Raw genomic sequence first — 18,488 nt, forward strand, 5'->3', positions numbered from 1 at the left:
GGTGCGTCATCAAATATTCACCAGTGCCGGCTAGGCTGCCGGCAATTGTGAAGAAAGTGATGCCATGAGTTTCGAAGACCGCGAGGAACTGGTCCGTCGCATCGAGAACGATCTGCTGGACAGCCTGGACGAAGAGCTGGAACTGGAAATCGAAGATCGCACCTATGAACTGGCCGGATTCGATGGCGACGTGAAGGCCAGCCGCGAAAGCCATGCGCAGCGCGTGTCCTATTTCAAGGAGCTGTTCCGGCTCCAGGGCGAACTGGTCAAGCTGCAGGACTGGGTGGCTTGCACCAAGCAAAAGGCGGTCATCATCTTCGAAGGCCGTGATGCGGCAGGCAAGGGCGGGGTCATCAAGCGGATCACCCAGCGGCTGAATCCGCGCGTGTGCCGCGTGGTGGCGTTGCCGGCTCCGAACGACAGGGAGCGCACGCAGTGGTACTTCCAGCGCTATGCCGCACACCTGCCGGCGGCAGGGGAAATGGTGCTGTTCGACCGCAGCTGGTACAACCGCGCCGGCGTGGAGCGGGTCATGGGCTTTTGTTCGGACGAAGACTATGAGGAGTTCTTTCGTTCGGTACCGGAGTTCGAGCGCATGCTGGTGCGTTCGGGCATCAAGCTGATCAAGTACTGGTTCTCCATCACCGACGAGGAGCAGCACCTGCGCTTCCTGGGGCGCATCCATGATCCGCTCAAGCAGTGGAAACTCAGCCCCATGGACCTGGAATCGCGCCGCCGCTGGGAAGACTACACGCGCGCCAAGGAAGCCATGCTCGACCAGACGCATATTCCGGAAGCTCCTTGGTGGGTGGTTCCCGCCGACAACAAGAAGCAGGCCAGGCTCAATTGCATCAGCCATCTGCTGTCGCAGTTTCCCTACGAGGAGGTGGCGCGCCCCGAGGTGAGGCTGCCGGAGCGCGTGCGCAATGCCGATTACATCCGCCATCCTGTGCCGCAGGACATGATTGTTCCGCAGACCTATTGAAGGCACCTTCGGCGCAAGCAGACCCATGGTATGGGGGGTATGCCTGTCATCTTTTTGACACGCTGGCCGCAAACAATGGCTCCTTTGTTCTGTGCGGGGCAGTTTGCGTGTCATCCACTTTCATTGAGGCGTCTCGTGCTTGCGGGGGCGGGGCTGGGCCATGAGTGATGCGGTTGCCTCTGCGCCACTGGCTGCTGATGACGCAGGGCTGATCTGCGGTTGGCGCTTCTTCTGCGAACCCCAGCAGCCCGCGCAGGCCATGACGGCCCAGTCCGCCGCCGCGTGGCTTGCATCATCCGGCAAGAGCGCATCTGCCGGATCGGACAGTGGCCCGATACAGGCCGGCGGGCGCCGGGATTTTCTATGGCTGCATTTCAACTTGGCCAACACCCAGTCCCTGCGCTGGCTGCAGCGCCACGCGGCGCTGCCTCCTGTCTTCTATGCGGCCTTGCGGGAAGGACTCACTTCCACGCGGATCGAACGGGCCGACGATTCGCTGGTGGCCGTGCTCAACGATGTGAATTTCGAATTCAACTTCGATTCTGCCGACATTGCGACGTTGTGGATCTGCCTTGACGAGCACCTGGTCATCACCGCGCGCACGCAGCCGCTGCGCACGGTGGATGCGCTGCGCGCCGCAGTGCGCGAGGGCGACAGCCCGGCAAGCACCGCAGAGCTGCTGGAGCATCTGATGCGAACGCAGGCGGATGTTCTGGTCAAGGTGGTGCGCGAGACCACGGTGCGCGTGGACGATATTGAGGACGCCGTCCTGGCGCAGCGCTACCACCATCCACGGGCCCGCCTGGGGAGCTTGCGGCGGCTGCTGGTGCGGCTGCAGCGTCTGCTGGCCCCGGAGCCGGCGGCACTTTTCCGCCTGCTGCAGCAGCCTCCGCACTGGATGGGCGAGGACGACCGCAGGGGACTGGCGGCCGCCAGCGAGGAGTTCTCGCTCATGCTGCGCGATATGCAGACCTTGCAGGACCGCATCAAGCTGCTGCAGGAAGAAGTGGCGGCGGCGGTGAACGAGGACAACAGCAACAGTCTGTTCGTGCTGACCGTCGTGACCGTGCTGGCGCTGCCCATCAATATTCTTGCGGGGCTGTTCGGCATGAATGTCGGAGGCATCCCGCTGGCCGAGCATCCGCACGGCTTCTGGATCGTGGTTTCGCTGGTTGCAGGTTTCACCGTCGTGGCGGCCTGGCTTGCATTCCGCAAGCGGCGCCAGCCGGATTGATCCCTCGCTGCCAGGCTTTCGGTGGAGGGGATCTTGGGAGGCCACCGGCCTATTGACCCGGATGCGCCAGTATCTTTTCTCAAGGCCTTCGCGGGGGAAAACATGACAATGGATCGCGCAGCGCACGGCATTGCGCTGTGCATCCACTTGCCATGAAGGGAGAACGAAAGTGACCAGCAAGAATACGATTTGTCTCTGGTACGACGGCACGGCCCTGGAGGCCGCGCAGTTCTATGCGAAGACGTTCCCTGACAGTGCCGTGAAGGCCATCCACCGTGCGCCGGGCGACTATCCCGCCGGCAAGCAGGGGGATGTGCTGACGGTCGAATTCACTGTCATGGGCATTCCCTGTCTTGGCTTGAACGGCGGCCCGGCGTTCAAGCACAGCGAGGCGTTCTCGTTCCAGGTCGCAACCGAGGATCAGGACGAGACGGACAGGCTGTGGAATGCCATCGTGGACAACGGCGGGCAGGAAAGCGCGTGTGGCTGGTGCAAGGACAAATGGGGGCTGTCCTGGCAGATCACGCCGCGCATCCTGTCCGAGGCGATCGCCGATCCCGATCCTGCCGCCGCCAAGAGGGCTTTCGAAGCCATGATGCAGATGACGAAGATCGACATCGCGACGATCGAGGCCGCACGTCGCGGCTAGGGCTATTTCCATTGCCCGGGGATGGCCAGGGACGCTAGACTGCGACCCGCTGTCAGGCAGCCTGAAAAAACACAATAACCAGATCCGGCCCGCCAAGGGCCTGCCGTGCTTGCGGCCTCAAGAACAATTCTGGTAACCCTTGCGAATTGCGGATCTCCCCCTTCAGGGCGGGCTGACCGGATTCGCTTTCTTCCTCTTTCCCTTCCCATGCACATTCGGTTTTCTGCCTTGCAGCCATCGCCGGCCGTTGCGGCGGCGCTGCTGTCAGTCTTGCTGCTGGCCGGCATTGCTGCAGGACATGAAGGACACCGCGTCGCACAGCTTGCGGTCTTGGCGCTGCCTGCCTTGCTTTGCTTGCGTTTCCCGCTGAAGAGCCGTTGCTGGCGCATATGCCGCTTGATTGTCGTGAGTGGCACCATGGGGCTTTTTCTGGTGGACGGTGCAGTGCGGGCCTTTCTCCAGGCCGGCTATCGCGCCTTGCCTGACAGCTCGCTGGTTCTGGCTGCGGTGGCCAATACGACTCCCCGCGAAATTGCCGAATATGTGTCTTCACAGAAGAACGGTCTGCTCGTGGCCGGCCTGGCGTTGCTTCTGGCATGGGTTGCTGCCACATGGCTGGCCGCGACATGCAACCGTCACGGGGCAGCGGTGGGAAGGGCTGGGCGCTGGGCCATGGTGCTGCTCGCACTGGTGTGCCTGGTGGGCTTGGCCAGCAAGCCCTGGCGGCGCCACCATCCGCTGCTGTTCTGGCCGGCCTGGGTACAGTCGGTACAAGCATTGCAGCATTCCTGGTCCGACCAGCGGGAGCAACGCGGCGCGCTGCTTGCCAACGCACATTCGGCTGCAGCGCGCATCACCCTGGCAGCGCCTTCCACGGTGGTACTGGTTCTGACCGACAGTGTGAACCGCGACAACATGAGCCTATACGGCTATCCGCGTGATACCACGCCCGAGCTGCAGGCCTTGCGGCAATCAGAGCGCGATCACCTGCTGGTCTTGCGCCATGCATGGTCTGTGGAGCCCAGCACGGTGGCCTCCCTGAGCGGGATTTTCAGTTTCGGTGCACGCGACCAGGACGATCCGGTACGCGACACCCATCACCTGCTGGCCTTGGCGCGCGCTGCAGGCTACCGGGTCTGGTGGCTGAGCAACCATGACGACATTGCCATCGACCAGCAGCATGCCCGATTGGCCGACTTCGTGGCGATGAACAACCGTGAACCGGGACGGTCTTCATCGAGCCTGGACGGGGAGCTTCTGGACGATCTCGATGCGGCATTGCAGGACAAGGCGTCCCACAAGCTGATCGTGGTTCATCTTCTGGGAGCGCACCCGCACTACCATCTGCGGATTCCGGAAGCGATGCGGCCTTTTCCCGATGCTCCAGATGCCGTGGATGCGGAAATGCTGAGCGAACAGCGCCCGGCCTGGCTGCGCTCCATGCGCCGTACCTATGACCGGGCCATCCGATACCACGATTCGGTGGTGGCCCAGACCTTGCGCCTGGCGCGGCTGCATGCGCCGCAGCATGGGCATGCAGCCTGGATGTTCCTGTCCGATCATGGCCAGGAAGTCGGCCACGATATCGATCACGCGGGCCACAGCCCCGGCACGATGGCCGGCTACCGGATTCCCACGCTGCTCTGGCGCCACGGAAAGCCTTTTGACCACGAACTGGCACGGCGTCCTTTTCGCGCCGACTGGAGCGGTTGGGTACTGGCTGACCTGATGGGATTGAGCTGGGCAGGAATGGACCGGAGCCGCAATGTGCTCGATCCAGCTTATGACTGGCAAGCTCCCCAGCTGGCCATATCCATGGCACGGTACGACCACTAAGGCATTGCCGTATCCATACACTTGCGCGGCGGCTGGCTCCAAAGAAACCCGACCCTGACTCAGCGGATTGCCGTAGCCGCATATTGCCCATGGGAGAGTGGCAATGCAGACGGCCGGTTTTCATTCCGGTTTCTGATGGAGCCACAATACCGTCGCAGTCGCGAGCCGGTGTGGGAATCAGAAAGCCATGCTGCCTGCATCAGCAGGACCCCGGATATTGGCCGTGGTGGAAGAATCCGGACTGCAAATGCCTGCTCGGCATCTCTGATCACTTTGTTACATATTGTGCTTGAAACAGTTCGGCAGTAAAGGATCTGCTGTGGTTTGCCCAGAGTGAGCGAGAGAAACCTCAGTTTCGACTGCACCCCATGAAATACCTATCGCTTCTGTGGCTACGCCATGGGATAGCGTGGGCAGCGCCGGGAACCAGCAGGAAGAGGAGGGCATTTACATAGCGAGGGACGCCTATTGGAGTTTGGGTGAACCCTTGCCTATCTCTCTTTCCGGGGATTCCATGTTCAGAAGAAGCTATATTGGCTGCGGAAAATTTTTCTGATACCAAGAATTACTCCATGAAACAATATGCTTGTATGCTTTTTACAAAGAAAATAGATATTGAATATGGGTTCGGATTCCTATCTTCTCACTAGCCAAGGAGCGTAAATGAACACACGTACAGCCTCATATCAGGAACTGCTGGCGCAGCGCGAAGCTTTGGAGCAGCAGATTGCTGCCGCCCGCAAGGAAGAGGTGGCCAATGCGGTACAGAAGATCCAGGCGCTGGTTGCAACCTTTGGCCTGACCCCGGAAGACGTTTTCCCCTCCGGCAAGAAACGTTCGACAACGGCTGTGGCTCCAAAGTACCGTGATCCTGCAACCGGGCAGACCTGGACGGGGCGCGGCAAGCCGCCCGCCTGGATCAAGGACAAGGATCGCGCGCAATTTGAAATCAGATGAGCAAAGTGAACGCAAAGCAAAGTGGCCCCCGGAGGCCACTTTTTCATGGTATGCGCATGAGTCGTGCTCCATTTGAAATGCCTGCCTGCAGGCCATGCGTTGCTTCCGAATTCGGAAATGCAACGCATTCCCGGCATTACGACTGCACTATTTGCAGATAAAGCCCGTTTCACGAAGATGGTATTGGGCGATGACAATTGTTTGCAATCCAGGGATTGCATTCACTTAATCCGCATGCGAGTGGTTTTTCGGTGCAATCGCTTGTATCTGGCGGCGATCAGCAAATTTACGAGCCGGTGTGGGAGCTTCACGAACCCAATTGAAGTGCGCAATGGCCGCCTCTGGAACTGATGTCCTGGCAACAAAAGCGAAGTGAGATCTTCGTTAGTAACAATGAAGTTACACTTTGCAAAATAACAATAAAAATCTTCACAGTTCTTGTTGCAGCACAAACAGTCAACCATCCACGAGGGACAGAGATGAATCAACTGAAAATTTCCACAAGGCTGGCCATCTCATTCATGGTCATGATGCTGCTTCTGGTAGTGCTGGGCGGTGTCGCGCTTCATGGCTCGTCTGCTCAGCGCTCGGCACTTGGCGAAATCACCCAGAGGCGTATTCCCATCATCCGGATGCTGAACAACATCACGGACGGGGCAAATGAGCAGGCCATCCAGTTTCGCAATCTCGCGCTGTTCACTACCGAAAAAATCCAGAAATCCGCACGTGCAGTCATCCAGAAAACCCGCAGCGAAGTCGTGGCGGAGATCGACGCCGTGGACCAGCTCATTCGTTCCGAGCAAGGCAAGGCCTTGCTGCAGCAACTGAAGCAGCGGCGCACGGTGTTCATCAGGTCGGGCGACGAGTTCCTCGCCCTGCTGGAACAGGACCGGCGGGAGGAAGCACAGGCACTGCTGGAAAACCGGCTGCGCCCGGCCCAGCTCGAATACCAGGGCACGATCCGTGAATTGCTGGATCTCCAGACCAAGGCCTCGGAACTGGCCAGCCAGGAAGCGGAAGCTGCGGCCCACGGCCTGTGGCGAAATGTCCTGATCACCGGTGCCGTGGCCCTTGCGTTGGCCATCTTTCTGGCGCTTGGCATCATTCGTTCTATCTCGCGTCCCCTGGCCCAGGCCGTGGCGGTCGCGGACCGCGTGGCCAATGGCGACTTGAGCGGTCGGATCGAAGTGCAATCCAAGGACGAGATGGGTCTTTTGCTGGCCGCTTTGCAGCGCATGCAGCAGAGCCTGGTGAAGACGGTGACCGCCGTGCGCGGCAATGCCCAGGGCGTGGCATCGGCCAGCACCCAGATTGCCGAGGGCAACAACGACCTGTCCGGCCGTACCGAAGAGCAGGCCAGCGCGCTGGAGGAAACTGCTGCCTCCATGGAGCAGCTGGGCTCCACGGTCAAGCAGAACGCCGACAATGCACGCCAGGCCAACCAGATGGCCGTGAATGCCTCGTCCGTGGCGGCGCAAGGCGGCGAGGTCGTGGCTGAAGTGGTCGAGACCATGAAGAGCATCGATGACAGCAGCCACCGGATTGCCGACATCATCGGTGTGATCGACGGCATTGCCTTCCAGACGAATATCCTGGCCCTGAATGCCGCCGTCGAAGCGGCCCGTGCCGGCGAGCAGGGCCGTGGCTTTGCCGTGGTGGCCGGCGAGGTGCGCGCCCTCGCCCAGCGCAGCGCCGAGGCAGCCAAGGAAATCAAGCAGCTCATCAATACCAGCGTGGAACGCGTGGAGCGGGGTTCGCAACTGGTCGGCAAGGCGGGGGATACCATGGCGGAAGTCGTCACGGCCATCCGCCGCGTAACCGACATCATGGGTGAAATCAGTGCCGCCAGCCATGAGCAGAGCACCGGCATGGCCCAGATCGGCGAGGCCGTCACCCAGATGGACCAGACCACGCAGCAGAACGCCGCGCTGGTGGAGGAGATGGCTGCCGCTGCCAGCAGCCTCAATGGCCAGGCGCAATCGCTGGTACAGGCCGTGGCGGTATTCAAGCTGTCTGCAGACGAGCAACCGCCAACCGCAGCCATTGCGCCTTCTCGCGACCGGGCGAAGGTACCTGCAAAGCCCATGCGCACGCCGCCAAACCCCGCCTCTGCAGCACAGGCTGTGCTGCGCCGCCCCGCCAGCGTTTCCGAGCCCGTGCGAAGCGTTGCACAGGCAGCCGGAAAGGAAGAGGAGAACTGGGAAGTTTTCTGAAGCGCTCCAGGGCGAGGGACCAAGGGCGCTGAGAAGCGCTCTGCCCAACCATGCTTTGCGGCCCGGGCAAAGCACTCCGTCAATACCAGGACAAAGGGCTTGCAGGAGCCATCATGCAAGCCCTTTTCTCATATGCAGGCGAAAGAGCGCCAACTGCCACGGCGGCCCGCCGCTGGACGCCCTGGCTGCCGCTGGCGTGTGGATCGCTGCAGTCCGGCCGGCTGCTAGAATCTGCCCGCGCCCGCAAGGGCGCTTCGTTTCGGCAGGTGCTCGCTTCTTGGAGCGAGTGAAACGGGAACAAGGTCCGGTCGCCCATGACCGCATGCCTTGGCTGCCCCCGCAACGGTATGCAGGAAAGCACCCCCAGCAAGACGCCGCAGGCGCTTGCAGCCACTGGACCGGCTCTTCTTTCGCTTCGCGAATGCCTGAGCCCCCGGGAAGGCGGGATGTGGATTCAGCGATGGATCGCCTGCGAGCCCGGAGACCGGCCCGCCGATGACTTCCTGTGCCGGCGCATGCGTCGGTGCTTGCTACAACTGTCTGCGGGGTGCGGATGGCAGCCGGAATGCAACAGACTTTGCCGCCCGCGGCAAGGCCGTTGCCTGCGCAGCTTTCCCATCAGGCGGTTTCAGCCTTTTGTCGAAATGCGCAACACATCAACACGCTTTCCGGCGTTTGCCTCTTCCCTTTTCCATCCTCCGTCTGTCCTGCGTGCCCGCGGCACTGCGCTGCAACTGGCCCTGCTGTGGCCGGCCGCCGCGCTGGCGCAACAGACCCTGCCCGAAGTGACGGTGCAGGAAACCCGGCAGGCCGACGCCCCGCTGGAAACGGACCGCCGGGCCCTATCTGCAGCGCATGTGGATGTGCGGGTCCTGGAACTGCCCGCCAGCGTCAGCGGTGTATCGGCCGTGCAGATGGCCGAGCGTGCGGACCATGGCGTGGTGGAAGCCGCGACGCGTACCGTGGGCCTGTCGGCATCCAGCGAGCCGGGCAATGGCGGCCTGTCGTTCTCCAGCCGCGGTTTTGCGGGCCCGAATTCGGTGGGCGTGGCCGAGGACGGCATCATGCTGGGCGTGGCGGCCGGCACCATCGCTTATCCCGACAGCAGCTGGGGGTACGAACGCCTTGACGTCCTGCGCGGCCCGGCATCGCTGATGTATGGCAGCGGCACCATGGGCGCCACCGTCAATGCCGTGCGCAAGCAGCCCGAACGCGAGCGCTCGGCCGAGCTGCTGCTGGGCGCCGGCAGCCGTGGCACGGTACGTGCAGGCCTGGGCAGCACCGGCGCCATCGGCGATACGCTGAGCTACCGCCTGGACGCCTATGGCGAGCGCTCCGATGGCGAGCGCCCGCTCGACAACTCCCAAAGCGGCAAGCTGATGAGTGCGTTGCGCTGGACACCGCGCAGCGATGTGACCGTCGATCTGACGGCGGACATCAGCAACCAGGCTCCGTCGCGCTACTTCGGCACGCCGACGGTGGATGGACGCGTGGTGCGCGAACTGCGCAACATGAACTACAACGTGAGCGACAGCGACCTCCACTTCCAGGATCGCCGCTTCAAGGCCGGGGCCGAGTGGCGGGTGAACGACCTGATCACCGTACGCAACGCGCTCTACCACTTCAGCGCCGATCGCCACTGGAAGAACATCGAGGGCTATGGCTACAACCCCGGCGCAGGCACGGTGGATCGCTACGACTATCTGGAGATCGGCCACGCAGTCCAGCAAAACGGCAATCGCATGGCGCTGGAGTTCAAGCCCGCCAACCACCAGATCGCCATGGGTTGGGATGCCTCGCAGGCCAATTTCCGCAGCTACAGCAATTCGCCCTATACCGGCGGCTCCACCGTGTCGGCCTTCAATCCGGTCAATGGCTACTGGGACAGCACCGATCCCTATCTGCCCCGCACCAGCTCGCAGCTCAGGCAGAACGCGCTGTTCATCGAGGATGCGTGGAAGATCGGCGACCAGTGGCTGCTGATGGGCGGCATCCGCCGCGACTGGTATGAATTCTCGCGGCTGGATCTGGTCAGCGGCGCCGCGCTCGACAAGGCGCTGAACGCTACCTCATGGCGCCTGGGCCTTACGCGGCAACTGACGCAGCGCTCCAGCGTCTATGCCCAGGTCAGCACCGGCCATGATCCGGTCACCAGCCTGCTGTCCCTGTCCAGGTCGTCCACCGGCTACACCTTGAGCAAGGGGCGCCAGCAGGAGGTCGGCTTCAAGCAGCAATTGCCCGAAGGGCGCGGCGAGTGGACGGCTGCGCTGTTCCACATCGTCAAGAACGACATCGTCACCAGCGACCCCGGCAACCCGGCCCAGTCCATCCAGGGCGGCAGGCAATCGTCGCGTGGCCTGGAGCTGGCAGGCGCCTTCAGCGTGAACAAGGCTTTCCGCCTGGAGGCCAATGCCGCCTATACCCATGCCAGGTACGACGAACTGATGCGCGGCACCGTCAACCGCGCGGGCAACCGCCCGGCCAATGTACCGCGTGTGACGGCCAACCTGTGGGGGCACTACCGCATCGACGACTGGCGCGGATCGCTGGGGCTGCGACATGTGGGCGGCCGCTTTGCCGATGAAGCCAATTCCGAGCGCATGCCCGGCTACACGGTGGTGGATGCGGTGCTGAGCTGGAACGTGAACCCCAGGACCACGCTGAGCCTGATCGGCCGCAACCTGACCCAGCGTGTCTACGCCACCTCCGCGTACAACACGCAGTGGTTTCTGGGTGCGCGCCGCAGCGTGGAACTGACGGCCCGGATGCACTTCTGATGGCAATGCGCGCGAACCTGCTCACCGCCTGCATTGTGCCGCTGGCCCTGCTGGCGGTAGCCTGCTCCGAGCGGCAGGCGCCTGCACCGTCGCAATCTGCCGCAGTGCCTGTCCTGCGGCATGAACCTGCCGTGGTCGTCGACGTCTGCGGCCAGCCCACCCGGTATGACCGCGTGCCGCAGCGCGCCGTGACCTATGACGTGAACATCGCCGAGATGTTCCTGTTCCTGGGCCTGGGCGACCGGCTGGCCGGCTACGCGGGCATTCCGTCGCAAAAGGCCGCCAGCCCGCAGCTTGCTGCCTGGCTGGAGCGCGTGCCCGATCTGTCGGCCCAGGGCCTGGAGATGGAAGCGCTGCTCGGCCTGCAGGCGGACTTTGTCTTCGGGGGCTGGAGCTATGGCTTTCGCCCGGGCGGCGTCACCCCGCAGCGGCTGGCCGACCATGGCATCGACTCCTATGTGCTGTCCGAGTCCTGCATCCGCGTGCAGCAGCGCGAACGCGTGGCGCTGGACGATGCGTTGAAGGACATGGAGAACGTCGCCGGCATCTTCGGTGTGGAGCGGCAGGTCCGTCCACGCATCGACGGACTGCGCGCGTCCATCGCGCAGCTGCGGCAGCAGATGCACGGCGTGGCGCAACGCCCGCGGGTATTCGTGTATGACAGCGGCGAGAGAATCCCCACGACCGCAGGCCGCTTCGGCATGCCCCAGGCCATGCTGGACGAGGCCGGGGCGGTCAACATCTTTGCCGACCTGCCAAGCAACTGGCCCCAGGGCAACTGGGAGGATGTGGTGCAGCGCGATCCCGAGTGGATCGTCATCGTGGACTACGGCACGCCCAATGCCCGGGGCAAGATCGACTTTCTGCTGCAGAAAAAGGAGCTCGAGGCGGTGAGCGCCATCCGGCAGCGCCGGTTTTTCGTCATGAGCTATGCCGAGGCCACGCCGGGCCCGCGCAATGTGGAGACCGCGCAGAGGCTGGCTGCGGCCCTGCACCCCGAGCGGCACATCACGGTCGCGCCGGTGCAATTCAGCAAGGAGGTGGTGCATTGACCGCCGCCCTGACCCCGGAAATGTCGCTGGCCGTCATTTTGCTGAGCCGGGGCGCCGCCTGCGCCGCGGGGGGCGCCGAGCTGGCGCAACTGGCCGCGCGCGTGCAGGCCGCCATGGCCGACCAGGGCATGGCGCCGCTGCGCGTGCAACCCGCTTTCGTGGATCGCCGCGAGCCAGCGCTACCCCAGGCGCTGGATGCCTGTGCCACCGCGCAGACCGTGGTCATCGTGCCCGTGATGGTGCCTGACGAGCCTTCGCTGCGGCGCTGGCTGCACAAGCTCGTCATGCGCTGGCGTGCCGGGCGCGCAGCGCACATGCACGGTCCGCGCCTGGTCTTTGCCGAACCGTTGCTGCAGGCGCCACGGCTGGCCGACCTGCTGGCCCATGCGGTGCTGCAATCGCTTGAGGCGCCCGACGTGCCTGCCGTGGTGGGCGAAGAGGCCTGGGAGCGCGATCCCGCCGGCTGGTCCGGCGTGCCCGAGCACCGGCACCATGTGCTGTGGTGCGTGGGGCCGCGCTGCGCGGCCAGGGGCTCGGTGCAACTGTGGCCGCGGCTGGCGCAGGCGGTGCATGACACGCCTGGCCTCAAGAAGCAGGTCATGCCGCTGCAGACCCAGTGCCAGTACCCTTGCAACCATGGCCCGCTGATGATCGTCTATCCCGACGGTGTCTGGTACGGGCCGCTGGCCGAGGCCGACATCGGGCGCGTGCTCGCCGAGCATGTGCTGCATGGCCGCGTGGACGCGCAGCTGCGCGTCCACGGGCCGCAAATCCTGGCCCCTTTTCGAATTCCTGCTTACCCTTCCGGAGATTGATCCATGCAAACCACCAAGATCCCCGCCACCATCGTTACCGGCTTTCTGGGCAGCGGCAAGACCACGCTGATGCGCCACATCCTGCAAGAAGCCAAGGGGCTGCGCGTGGCCGTCATCGTCAACGAGTTCGGCGAGCTGGGCATAGACGGCGAGATCCTCCGGACCTGCGCCATCGGCTGCCGGGAGGAGGGCGGCGCCGACGCGCCCGAAGGCCGCATCTACGAACTGGCCAATGGCTGCATGTGCTGCACCGTGCAGGAGGAGTTCTTTCCGGTGATGCAGGCGCTGGCCGAGCGCCGCGCCGACATCGACGTGCTGCTGATCGAGACCAGCGGCCTGGCCCTGCCCAAGCCGCTGGTGCAGGCCTTCCAGTGGCCCGAGATCGCCAGTGCCTTCACGGTGGACTCGGTGGTCACCGTGGTCGATACGCCGGCCACCGCCGCTGGCCAGTTCGCTCACGATCCGCATGCCGTCGACGAGCAGCGCCAGGCCGATCCCAACCTCGACCACGAGGCCAGCCTGCACGAGCTGTTCGAGGACCAGCTCTCGGCCGCCGACCTGGTCGTGCTGTCCAAGGTCGATCTGGTTTCGCCCGCCGAACTGGCCCGGGTGCGCGCGCTGGTCGCGGGCGAGGTGCCGGCCGAGGTCAAGATGGTCGAGGCCGAGCAGGGCCGCGTGCCGCTGTCCGTGCTGCTGGGCCAGCAGCGCGCGGCCGAGGCCCATATCGACGAGCGGCACTCCCACCACGACCACGACGAGGACCATGACCACGACGCCTTCGACGCGCTGCACATCGACCTGGGCGCGGTGGACCGCGAGCGCCTGCTGCAGGCGCTGCAGGCCATCGTGCAGCAGCACGCGGTGCTGCGCGTCAAGGGCTTCGCCGCGCTGCCGGGCAAGAAGATGCGGCTGCTGGTGCAGGGCGTGGGGCGGCGCTTCGACGCCTACTTCGACCGCGCCTGGACGGCCGGCGAAGCCCCGGCCACGCGCCTGGTGTTCATCGGCCAGGGCCTGGATGCGGAGCGGCTGCGCACGGCGCTGGCGGCGGCAGAGGCTTGAGATGAAATCAGCCTCCAGCCCTTATCCACCAAGCGCAAGCTGCTCTATTTTCTGAATCATGCACCTGCTCAGCACCCGCCCTGGCGGCTTTGTCGAAGACGACAGCATCATCACCCGGCTCGACCAGACGCCCGCCGAGATGGTGGTGCTCAGCTCGGCCGACACCACGCTGTCGCTGCTGGCCGATGCCTACCGGCTCTGGCAGCAGGCCGAGCCCGACGCCCCCACGCTGCGCCTGGCCAACCTGCTGCACCTGCGCCAGAGCGCATCGCTGGACCTGTACATCGACGAGGTGCTGCAGCATGCCCGGCTGGTCATCGTCGACCACCTGGGCGCCGAATCGGCCTGGCCCTATGGCATCGAGCAGCTGCGCAAGCTCGCGCAGCGGCGCGGCCAGCAGCTGGCCATGTTTTCGGGCGACAGCCAGGAGGATGCCGAGCTGCTGGCCAAGGGCACGCTGGCGCCCGAGCACAGCCGCGCGCTGTGGCAGTACCTGCGCGCCGGCGGCCTGGCCAATGCGCGCGAATTCCTGCGCATGGGCGCGGCCTGGGGGTTGGGCCGCAGCGTGGAAGGCGCGCCGGTGCGCGTGCTGCCGCCCGTGGCCGTGCATGTGCCGCTGGCCTGGATGGATCCGGCCTCGGGCCGCATCCCGGGCCTGGACGACCTGCAGGCGCGCTGGCAGCCGGGCGCGCCGGTGGTCATGCTGGTGTTCTACCGCTCGCACCTGCTGGCGGCCAATACCGAGGCCTTCGATGCCCTGGCCGAGGCGCTGCTGGCCGAGGGCCTGAACCCGCTGCCGCTGGCGCTCGAGTCGCTGAAGGACGCGCTGTGCCTGCAGACGCTGCGCGCGCTGTGCGCGGCGCAGGGCGTGCAGCTCATCCTCAACACCACGGCCTTTGCCGCGCTGGGCGAGCATGCGCGCGGCGGCGCGGAGGCCGATGCGCTGGCCGGCGACATCCCGGTGCTGCAGGTGATCGCCAGCGGCGCCAACCGCGACGACTGGCTGGCCGATACCCAGGGCCTGCGCCCGCGCGACATCGCCATGCAGGTGGTGCTGCCCGAGATGGACGGCCGCATCATGACGCGCGCCATGAGCTTCAAGGGCCTGGCCCACCGCTGCGAGCTGACGCAGACCGACGTGGTCGCCTACCAGGCCGAGCCCGACCGCGTGCAATGGATTGCCGAGCTGGCCCGGCGCTGGTGCCTGCTGCGCAGCAAGCCCGCGGCGGTCAAGCGCGCCGCGCTGGTGCTGGCCAACTACCCGGGCAGCGAGGCGCGCCTGGGCAGCGGCGTGGGGCTGGACACGCCCGCCTCGGTGATCGCACTGCTGGCGCAACTGGAGCGCGACGGCTGGGATCTGGGCGATGCGGGCGAGCGCCCCGCCGATGGCCAGGCGCTGATGGAGCGGCTGCAGCAAGGCATTGCCAACGACCCCGCTCAATGGCCGCTGCGCGCTGCCCGCCAGGGCTATTCGCTGCAGGCCTACCGCCAGCGCCTCGCGCAACTGCCCGAGGGCATGGCCGAGGCGGTCACCGCCCGATGGGGCGCGCCCGAGCAGGACCCCATGCTGCGCGAGGGCTGGTTCATGGTGGCCGGGCTGCAGCTGGGCAACGTCTTCGTCGGCATCCAACCGGCACGCTCACTCGACGGCCGTAACGACTATGCCCAATACCACGATGCCGAGCTGGTGCCGCCGCACCACTACCTGGCGTTCTATTTCTGGCTGCGCGACGCCTTCGCCGTCGACGCCGTGGTGCACGTGGGCAAGCACGGCAACCTCGAATGGCTGCCGGGCAAGAGCCTGGCGCTGTCGCAGCAGTGCTGGCCCGATGCCATCCTGGGGCCGCTGCCGCATGTCTACCCCTTCATCGTCAACGACCCCGGCGAGGGCGCGCAGGCCAAGCGCCGCAGCCAGGCGGTGATCATCGACCACCTGATGCCGCCGCTCACGCGCGCCGAGAACCACGGCCCCCTGCAGGAGCTGGAGCGGCTGGTGGACGAGTACTACGACGCGCTGCTGGTGGACCAGCGCCGCGCCGCGATGCTGCGCCGCCAGATCATCGACACCGCCCGCGGCCAGGACCTGCTGCGCGAGCTGGGCGTGGATGCCGGGCGCGCGCCGGACGAGCAGATCCTGGAGCGCATCGACGCCTACCTGTGCGAGCTCAAGGAAACCCAGATCCGCGACGGCCTGCACATCTTCGGCCGCTCGCCCGAGGGCGCGCTGCGCGACAGCACCCTGCTGGCGCTGGCGCGCTACCCCGCGGCGGGCGAGCAGGGCCTGCTGAACGCGCTGGCCGCCGACCTGCTGCCGGACTGCGACTGGAACCCGCTGGACATGGATGCCGCCGCGCCCTGGACGGGCCCGCGCCCGCCGGTGCTGGCGCAGATCGACGCCAGCACCTGGCGCCACGGCGGCGACACGCGCGAGCGGCTGGAGCTGCTCGCGCTGCGCGTGCTGGGACGGCCAGAAACCGCCCAGGACTGGCCGCAGACCCGGCAGGCGCTGGCGCGCATCCATGCGCAGATCGCGCCCGCGCTTGATGCCTGCGGCGGCGAGGAGCTGCGCCAGTTCTCGCGCGCGCTGCAGGGCCGCTTCGTGCCGCCGGGGCCCAGCGGCTCGCCTTCGCGGGGGCGCTGCGACACCCTGCCCACGGGGCGCAACTTCTACACCGTGGACACGCGCGCCATCCCCACGCAGACCGCCTGGGCGCTGGGCCAGCAGTCCTGCGACCGGCTGATGGCGCGCTACCTGCAGGAGCATGGCGAGTACCCGGCGGCCATCGGCATCTCGGTCTGGGGCACGGCCACCATGCGCACCGGCGGCGACGACATCGCCCAGGCCTTTGCGCTGATCGGCGTGCGCCCCCAGTGGGCGCCGGGCAGCCAGCGCGTGGTGGACTTCGAGGTCATCCCCGCCGTGGGCCTGCGCCGCCCGCGCGTGGACGTGACGCTGCGCATCAGCGGCTTCTTCCGCGATGCGTTTCCGGGCGTGGTGCAGATGTTCGACGCCGCCGTGCGCGCCGTGGCCGAGCAGGACGAGGACGCCGACGACAACCCCATCCGCGCCCGGGTGCTGCGCGATGCCGCCGCGTGGGCCGGGCAGGGCATGGACCCGGCCCGGGCCCGCGAGCAGGCGCTGTGGCGCGTATTCGGCGCGCCCGCGGGCAGCTATGGCGCCAGCATGCACACGCTGCTGCGCTCGGGCCAGTGGAGCGATGCCGGCGACTTTGCGCGCCACTACCTGCACTGGGGCGCGTTCGCCTACGGCCGGCAGGCCGACGGCGTGCCCGCGCGCCAGGCGCTCGAACAGCGCCTGCAGGGGCTGGACGTGGTGCTGCAGAACCAGGACAGCCGCGAGCACGACCTGCTCGACTCCAGCGAGTACTACCAGCACCAGGGCGGCATGGTGGCCGCCGTGCGCCACCTCGGTGGTGCCGAGCCCGCGGTCTACCATGGCGACCATGGCAACCCGCAGTCGGCGAAGATCCGTTCGCTGGCCGAGGAGATCGGCCGCGTGGTGCGCGCCCGCGTCACCAACCCCAAGTGGATCGCCGGCGCCATGCGCCACGGCTACAAAGGCGCGTTCGAGATGGCGGCCACGGTGGACTACCTGTTCGGCTTCGACGCCACCACGCAGCTGGTGTCCGACACGCACTACGCGCTGGTGGCCGAGGCCTATGTGCAGGACGAGGCCGTGCGCCGCTTCCTGCGCGCGCACAATCCCCAGGCCCTGGGCGACATCGTGCACCGGCTGCTCGAGGCCATCGACCGCGGCATGTGGGAGCAGCCCGGCGCGCTGCACGAGGCGCTGCTGGCGCAGATGCTGGAGCAGGAGGAATTCATGGAAGGACGAGCGCAGCAATGACACCGACATTCCCTTTATCGGCGATCCAGGGCCAGCCGCAGCTGGTGCAGGCGCTGCTGCTGGCGGCCATCGAGCCGGCGCTGGGCGGCGTGCTGGTCCAGGGCCCGCGCGGCACGGCCAAGTCCACGGCCGCGCGCGCGCTGGCCGAGGTGCTGGCGCCCGCGCCCTTCGTCACGCTGCCGCTGGGCGCGTCCATCGAGCATGTGGTGGGCAGCCTCGACCTGGCCAAGGCCCTGGCCGGCAGCGAGGTGGCCTTTGCGCCCGGCCTGCTGGCCCGGGCGCACGGTGGCGTGCTCTACGTCGACGAGATCAACCTGCTGCCCGACGCCATCGTCGATGTGCTGCTGGACGTGGCCGCCTCGGGTGTGAACCGCGTGGAGCGCGACGGCATCTCGCACAGCCACGCGGCGCGCTTCGTGCTGATCGGCACCATGAACCCCGAGGAGGGCATGCTGCGCCCGCAGCTGCTCGACCGGCTGGGCCTGTGCGTGCAACTGGCCAATGCGCAGGACCCGCAGCTGCGCAGCGCCATCGTCAAGGCGCGGCTGCGCTTCGACCTCGACCCCGCGGGCTTTGCGCAGGCCCACGCGGCCGAGCAGGCGCGCTTGGCCGAGCGCCTGCGGCAGGCGCGGCTGCGCTGCGCCGATGCCGGCCAGCTGCCGTGGAGCGATGCCGTGCACGGCGAGGTCGCGCAGCAGTGCATAGACGCCCGGGTGGACGGCCTGCGCGCCGATCTCGTGATGCTGCGCGCGGCGCGCGCCCTGGCCGCCTGGGAAGGCAGTGAGGACATCGGCGCGCGCCATGTGGCCGCGGTGGCGCCCCTGGTGCTGCTGCACCGTGCCAGCCAGGCGCCCGCCGACACCGCGCAGCGCCGGCCCCGTCGCCGGCGCGGCGCCAACACCGGCACCCGCGCCGGCATCAACACCGGTGCCGCCTCCATCGCCCACCCCGGCGGGGAATGCGGGCCCGACGAACCCGACGCCCCAGCCCCGGCCCGGCGGGGCCGCGGCGCAGGGCCTGCAGCAGCCGCCCGCCGACTGGGG

Annotated in this window: 12 protein-coding genes and 1 riboswitch; all 12 genes read left to right on the forward strand. The window is 66.3% G+C overall.

Annotation, left to right across the window (positions count from 1 at the left end; translation table 11 throughout):
* Window positions 1-64: 64 nt before the first annotated feature.
* Entirely contained in the window at window positions 65-985 is a 921-nt protein-coding gene (ppk2, locus tag V8Z74_RS05715) for a polyphosphate kinase 2 (RefSeq protein WP_349708418.1), read from the forward strand.
* Window positions 986-1,145: 160 nt separating this feature from the next.
* Entirely contained in the window at window positions 1,146-2,219 is a 1,074-nt protein-coding gene (locus V8Z74_RS05720) for a transporter (protein ID WP_349708420.1), read from the forward strand.
* Window positions 2,220-2,388: 169 nt separating this feature from the next.
* The gene (locus tag V8Z74_RS05725) at window positions 2,389-2,868 is read left to right on the forward strand and encodes a VOC family protein (protein WP_349708421.1); all 480 of its coding nucleotides are present in this window, start codon (window positions 2,389-2,391) and stop codon (window positions 2,866-2,868) included.
* A gap of 207 nt (window positions 2,869-3,075) precedes the next feature.
* Window positions 3,076-4,704, forward strand: a complete 1,629-nt coding sequence (locus V8Z74_RS05730) for a sulfatase-like hydrolase/transferase (RefSeq protein ID WP_349708422.1) — start codon at window positions 3,076-3,078, stop codon at window positions 4,702-4,704.
* Window positions 4,705-5,367: 663 nt separating this feature from the next.
* Window positions 5,368-5,661: an H-NS histone family protein gene (locus V8Z74_RS05735; RefSeq protein WP_349708423.1), complete on the forward strand. Its 294-nt coding sequence runs from the start codon at window positions 5,368-5,370 to the stop codon at window positions 5,659-5,661.
* A 479-nt stretch (window positions 5,662-6,140) separates the two neighbouring features.
* Entirely contained in the window at window positions 6,141-7,874 is a 1,734-nt protein-coding gene (locus V8Z74_RS05740; RefSeq protein ID WP_349708425.1) for a methyl-accepting chemotaxis protein, read from the forward strand.
* Window positions 7,875-8,126: 252 nt separating this feature from the next.
* Window positions 8,127-8,381: riboswitch (cobalamin riboswitch) on the forward strand.
* A gap of 137 nt (window positions 8,382-8,518) precedes the next feature.
* A complete protein-coding gene (locus V8Z74_RS05745; protein ID WP_349708426.1) occupies window positions 8,519-10,651 on the forward strand; it encodes a TonB-dependent receptor in 2,133 nt (710 codons plus the stop codon).
* The gene (locus V8Z74_RS05750; RefSeq protein ID WP_349708427.1) at window positions 10,651-11,703 is read left to right on the forward strand and encodes an ABC transporter substrate-binding protein; all 1,053 of its coding nucleotides are present in this window, start codon (window positions 10,651-10,653) and stop codon (window positions 11,701-11,703) included. Before V8Z74_RS05745 ends, V8Z74_RS05750 begins: the two co-directional genes overlap by 1 nt.
* Complete coding sequence (locus tag V8Z74_RS05755) at window positions 11,700-12,518, forward strand: (2Fe-2S) ferredoxin domain-containing protein (protein ID WP_349708428.1); 819 nt, start codon at window positions 11,700-11,702, stop codon at window positions 12,516-12,518. Before V8Z74_RS05750 ends, V8Z74_RS05755 begins: the two co-directional genes overlap by 4 nt.
* Before the next feature lie 3 nt (window positions 12,519-12,521).
* Window positions 12,522-13,577, forward strand: a complete 1,056-nt coding sequence (gene cobW / locus V8Z74_RS05760) for a cobalamin biosynthesis protein CobW (RefSeq protein ID WP_349708429.1) — start codon at window positions 12,522-12,524, stop codon at window positions 13,575-13,577.
* 58 nt (window positions 13,578-13,635) lie between these two features.
* Entirely contained in the window at window positions 13,636-17,445 is a 3,810-nt protein-coding gene (gene cobN, locus V8Z74_RS05765) for a cobaltochelatase subunit CobN (protein WP_349708431.1), read from the forward strand.
* Window positions 17,442-18,488, forward strand: a 1,047-nt coding sequence (locus V8Z74_RS05770; RefSeq protein ID WP_349708432.1) for a magnesium chelatase ATPase subunit I, incomplete at its 3' end; no start/stop codon positions are given. The genes cobN and V8Z74_RS05770, both read left to right, overlap by 4 nt.

The organism is Comamonas sp. w2-DMI, from assembly GCF_040187735.1.
GTDB classification, from domain to species: Bacteria; Pseudomonadota; Gammaproteobacteria; order Burkholderiales; family Burkholderiaceae_C; genus Comamonas; species Comamonas terrae.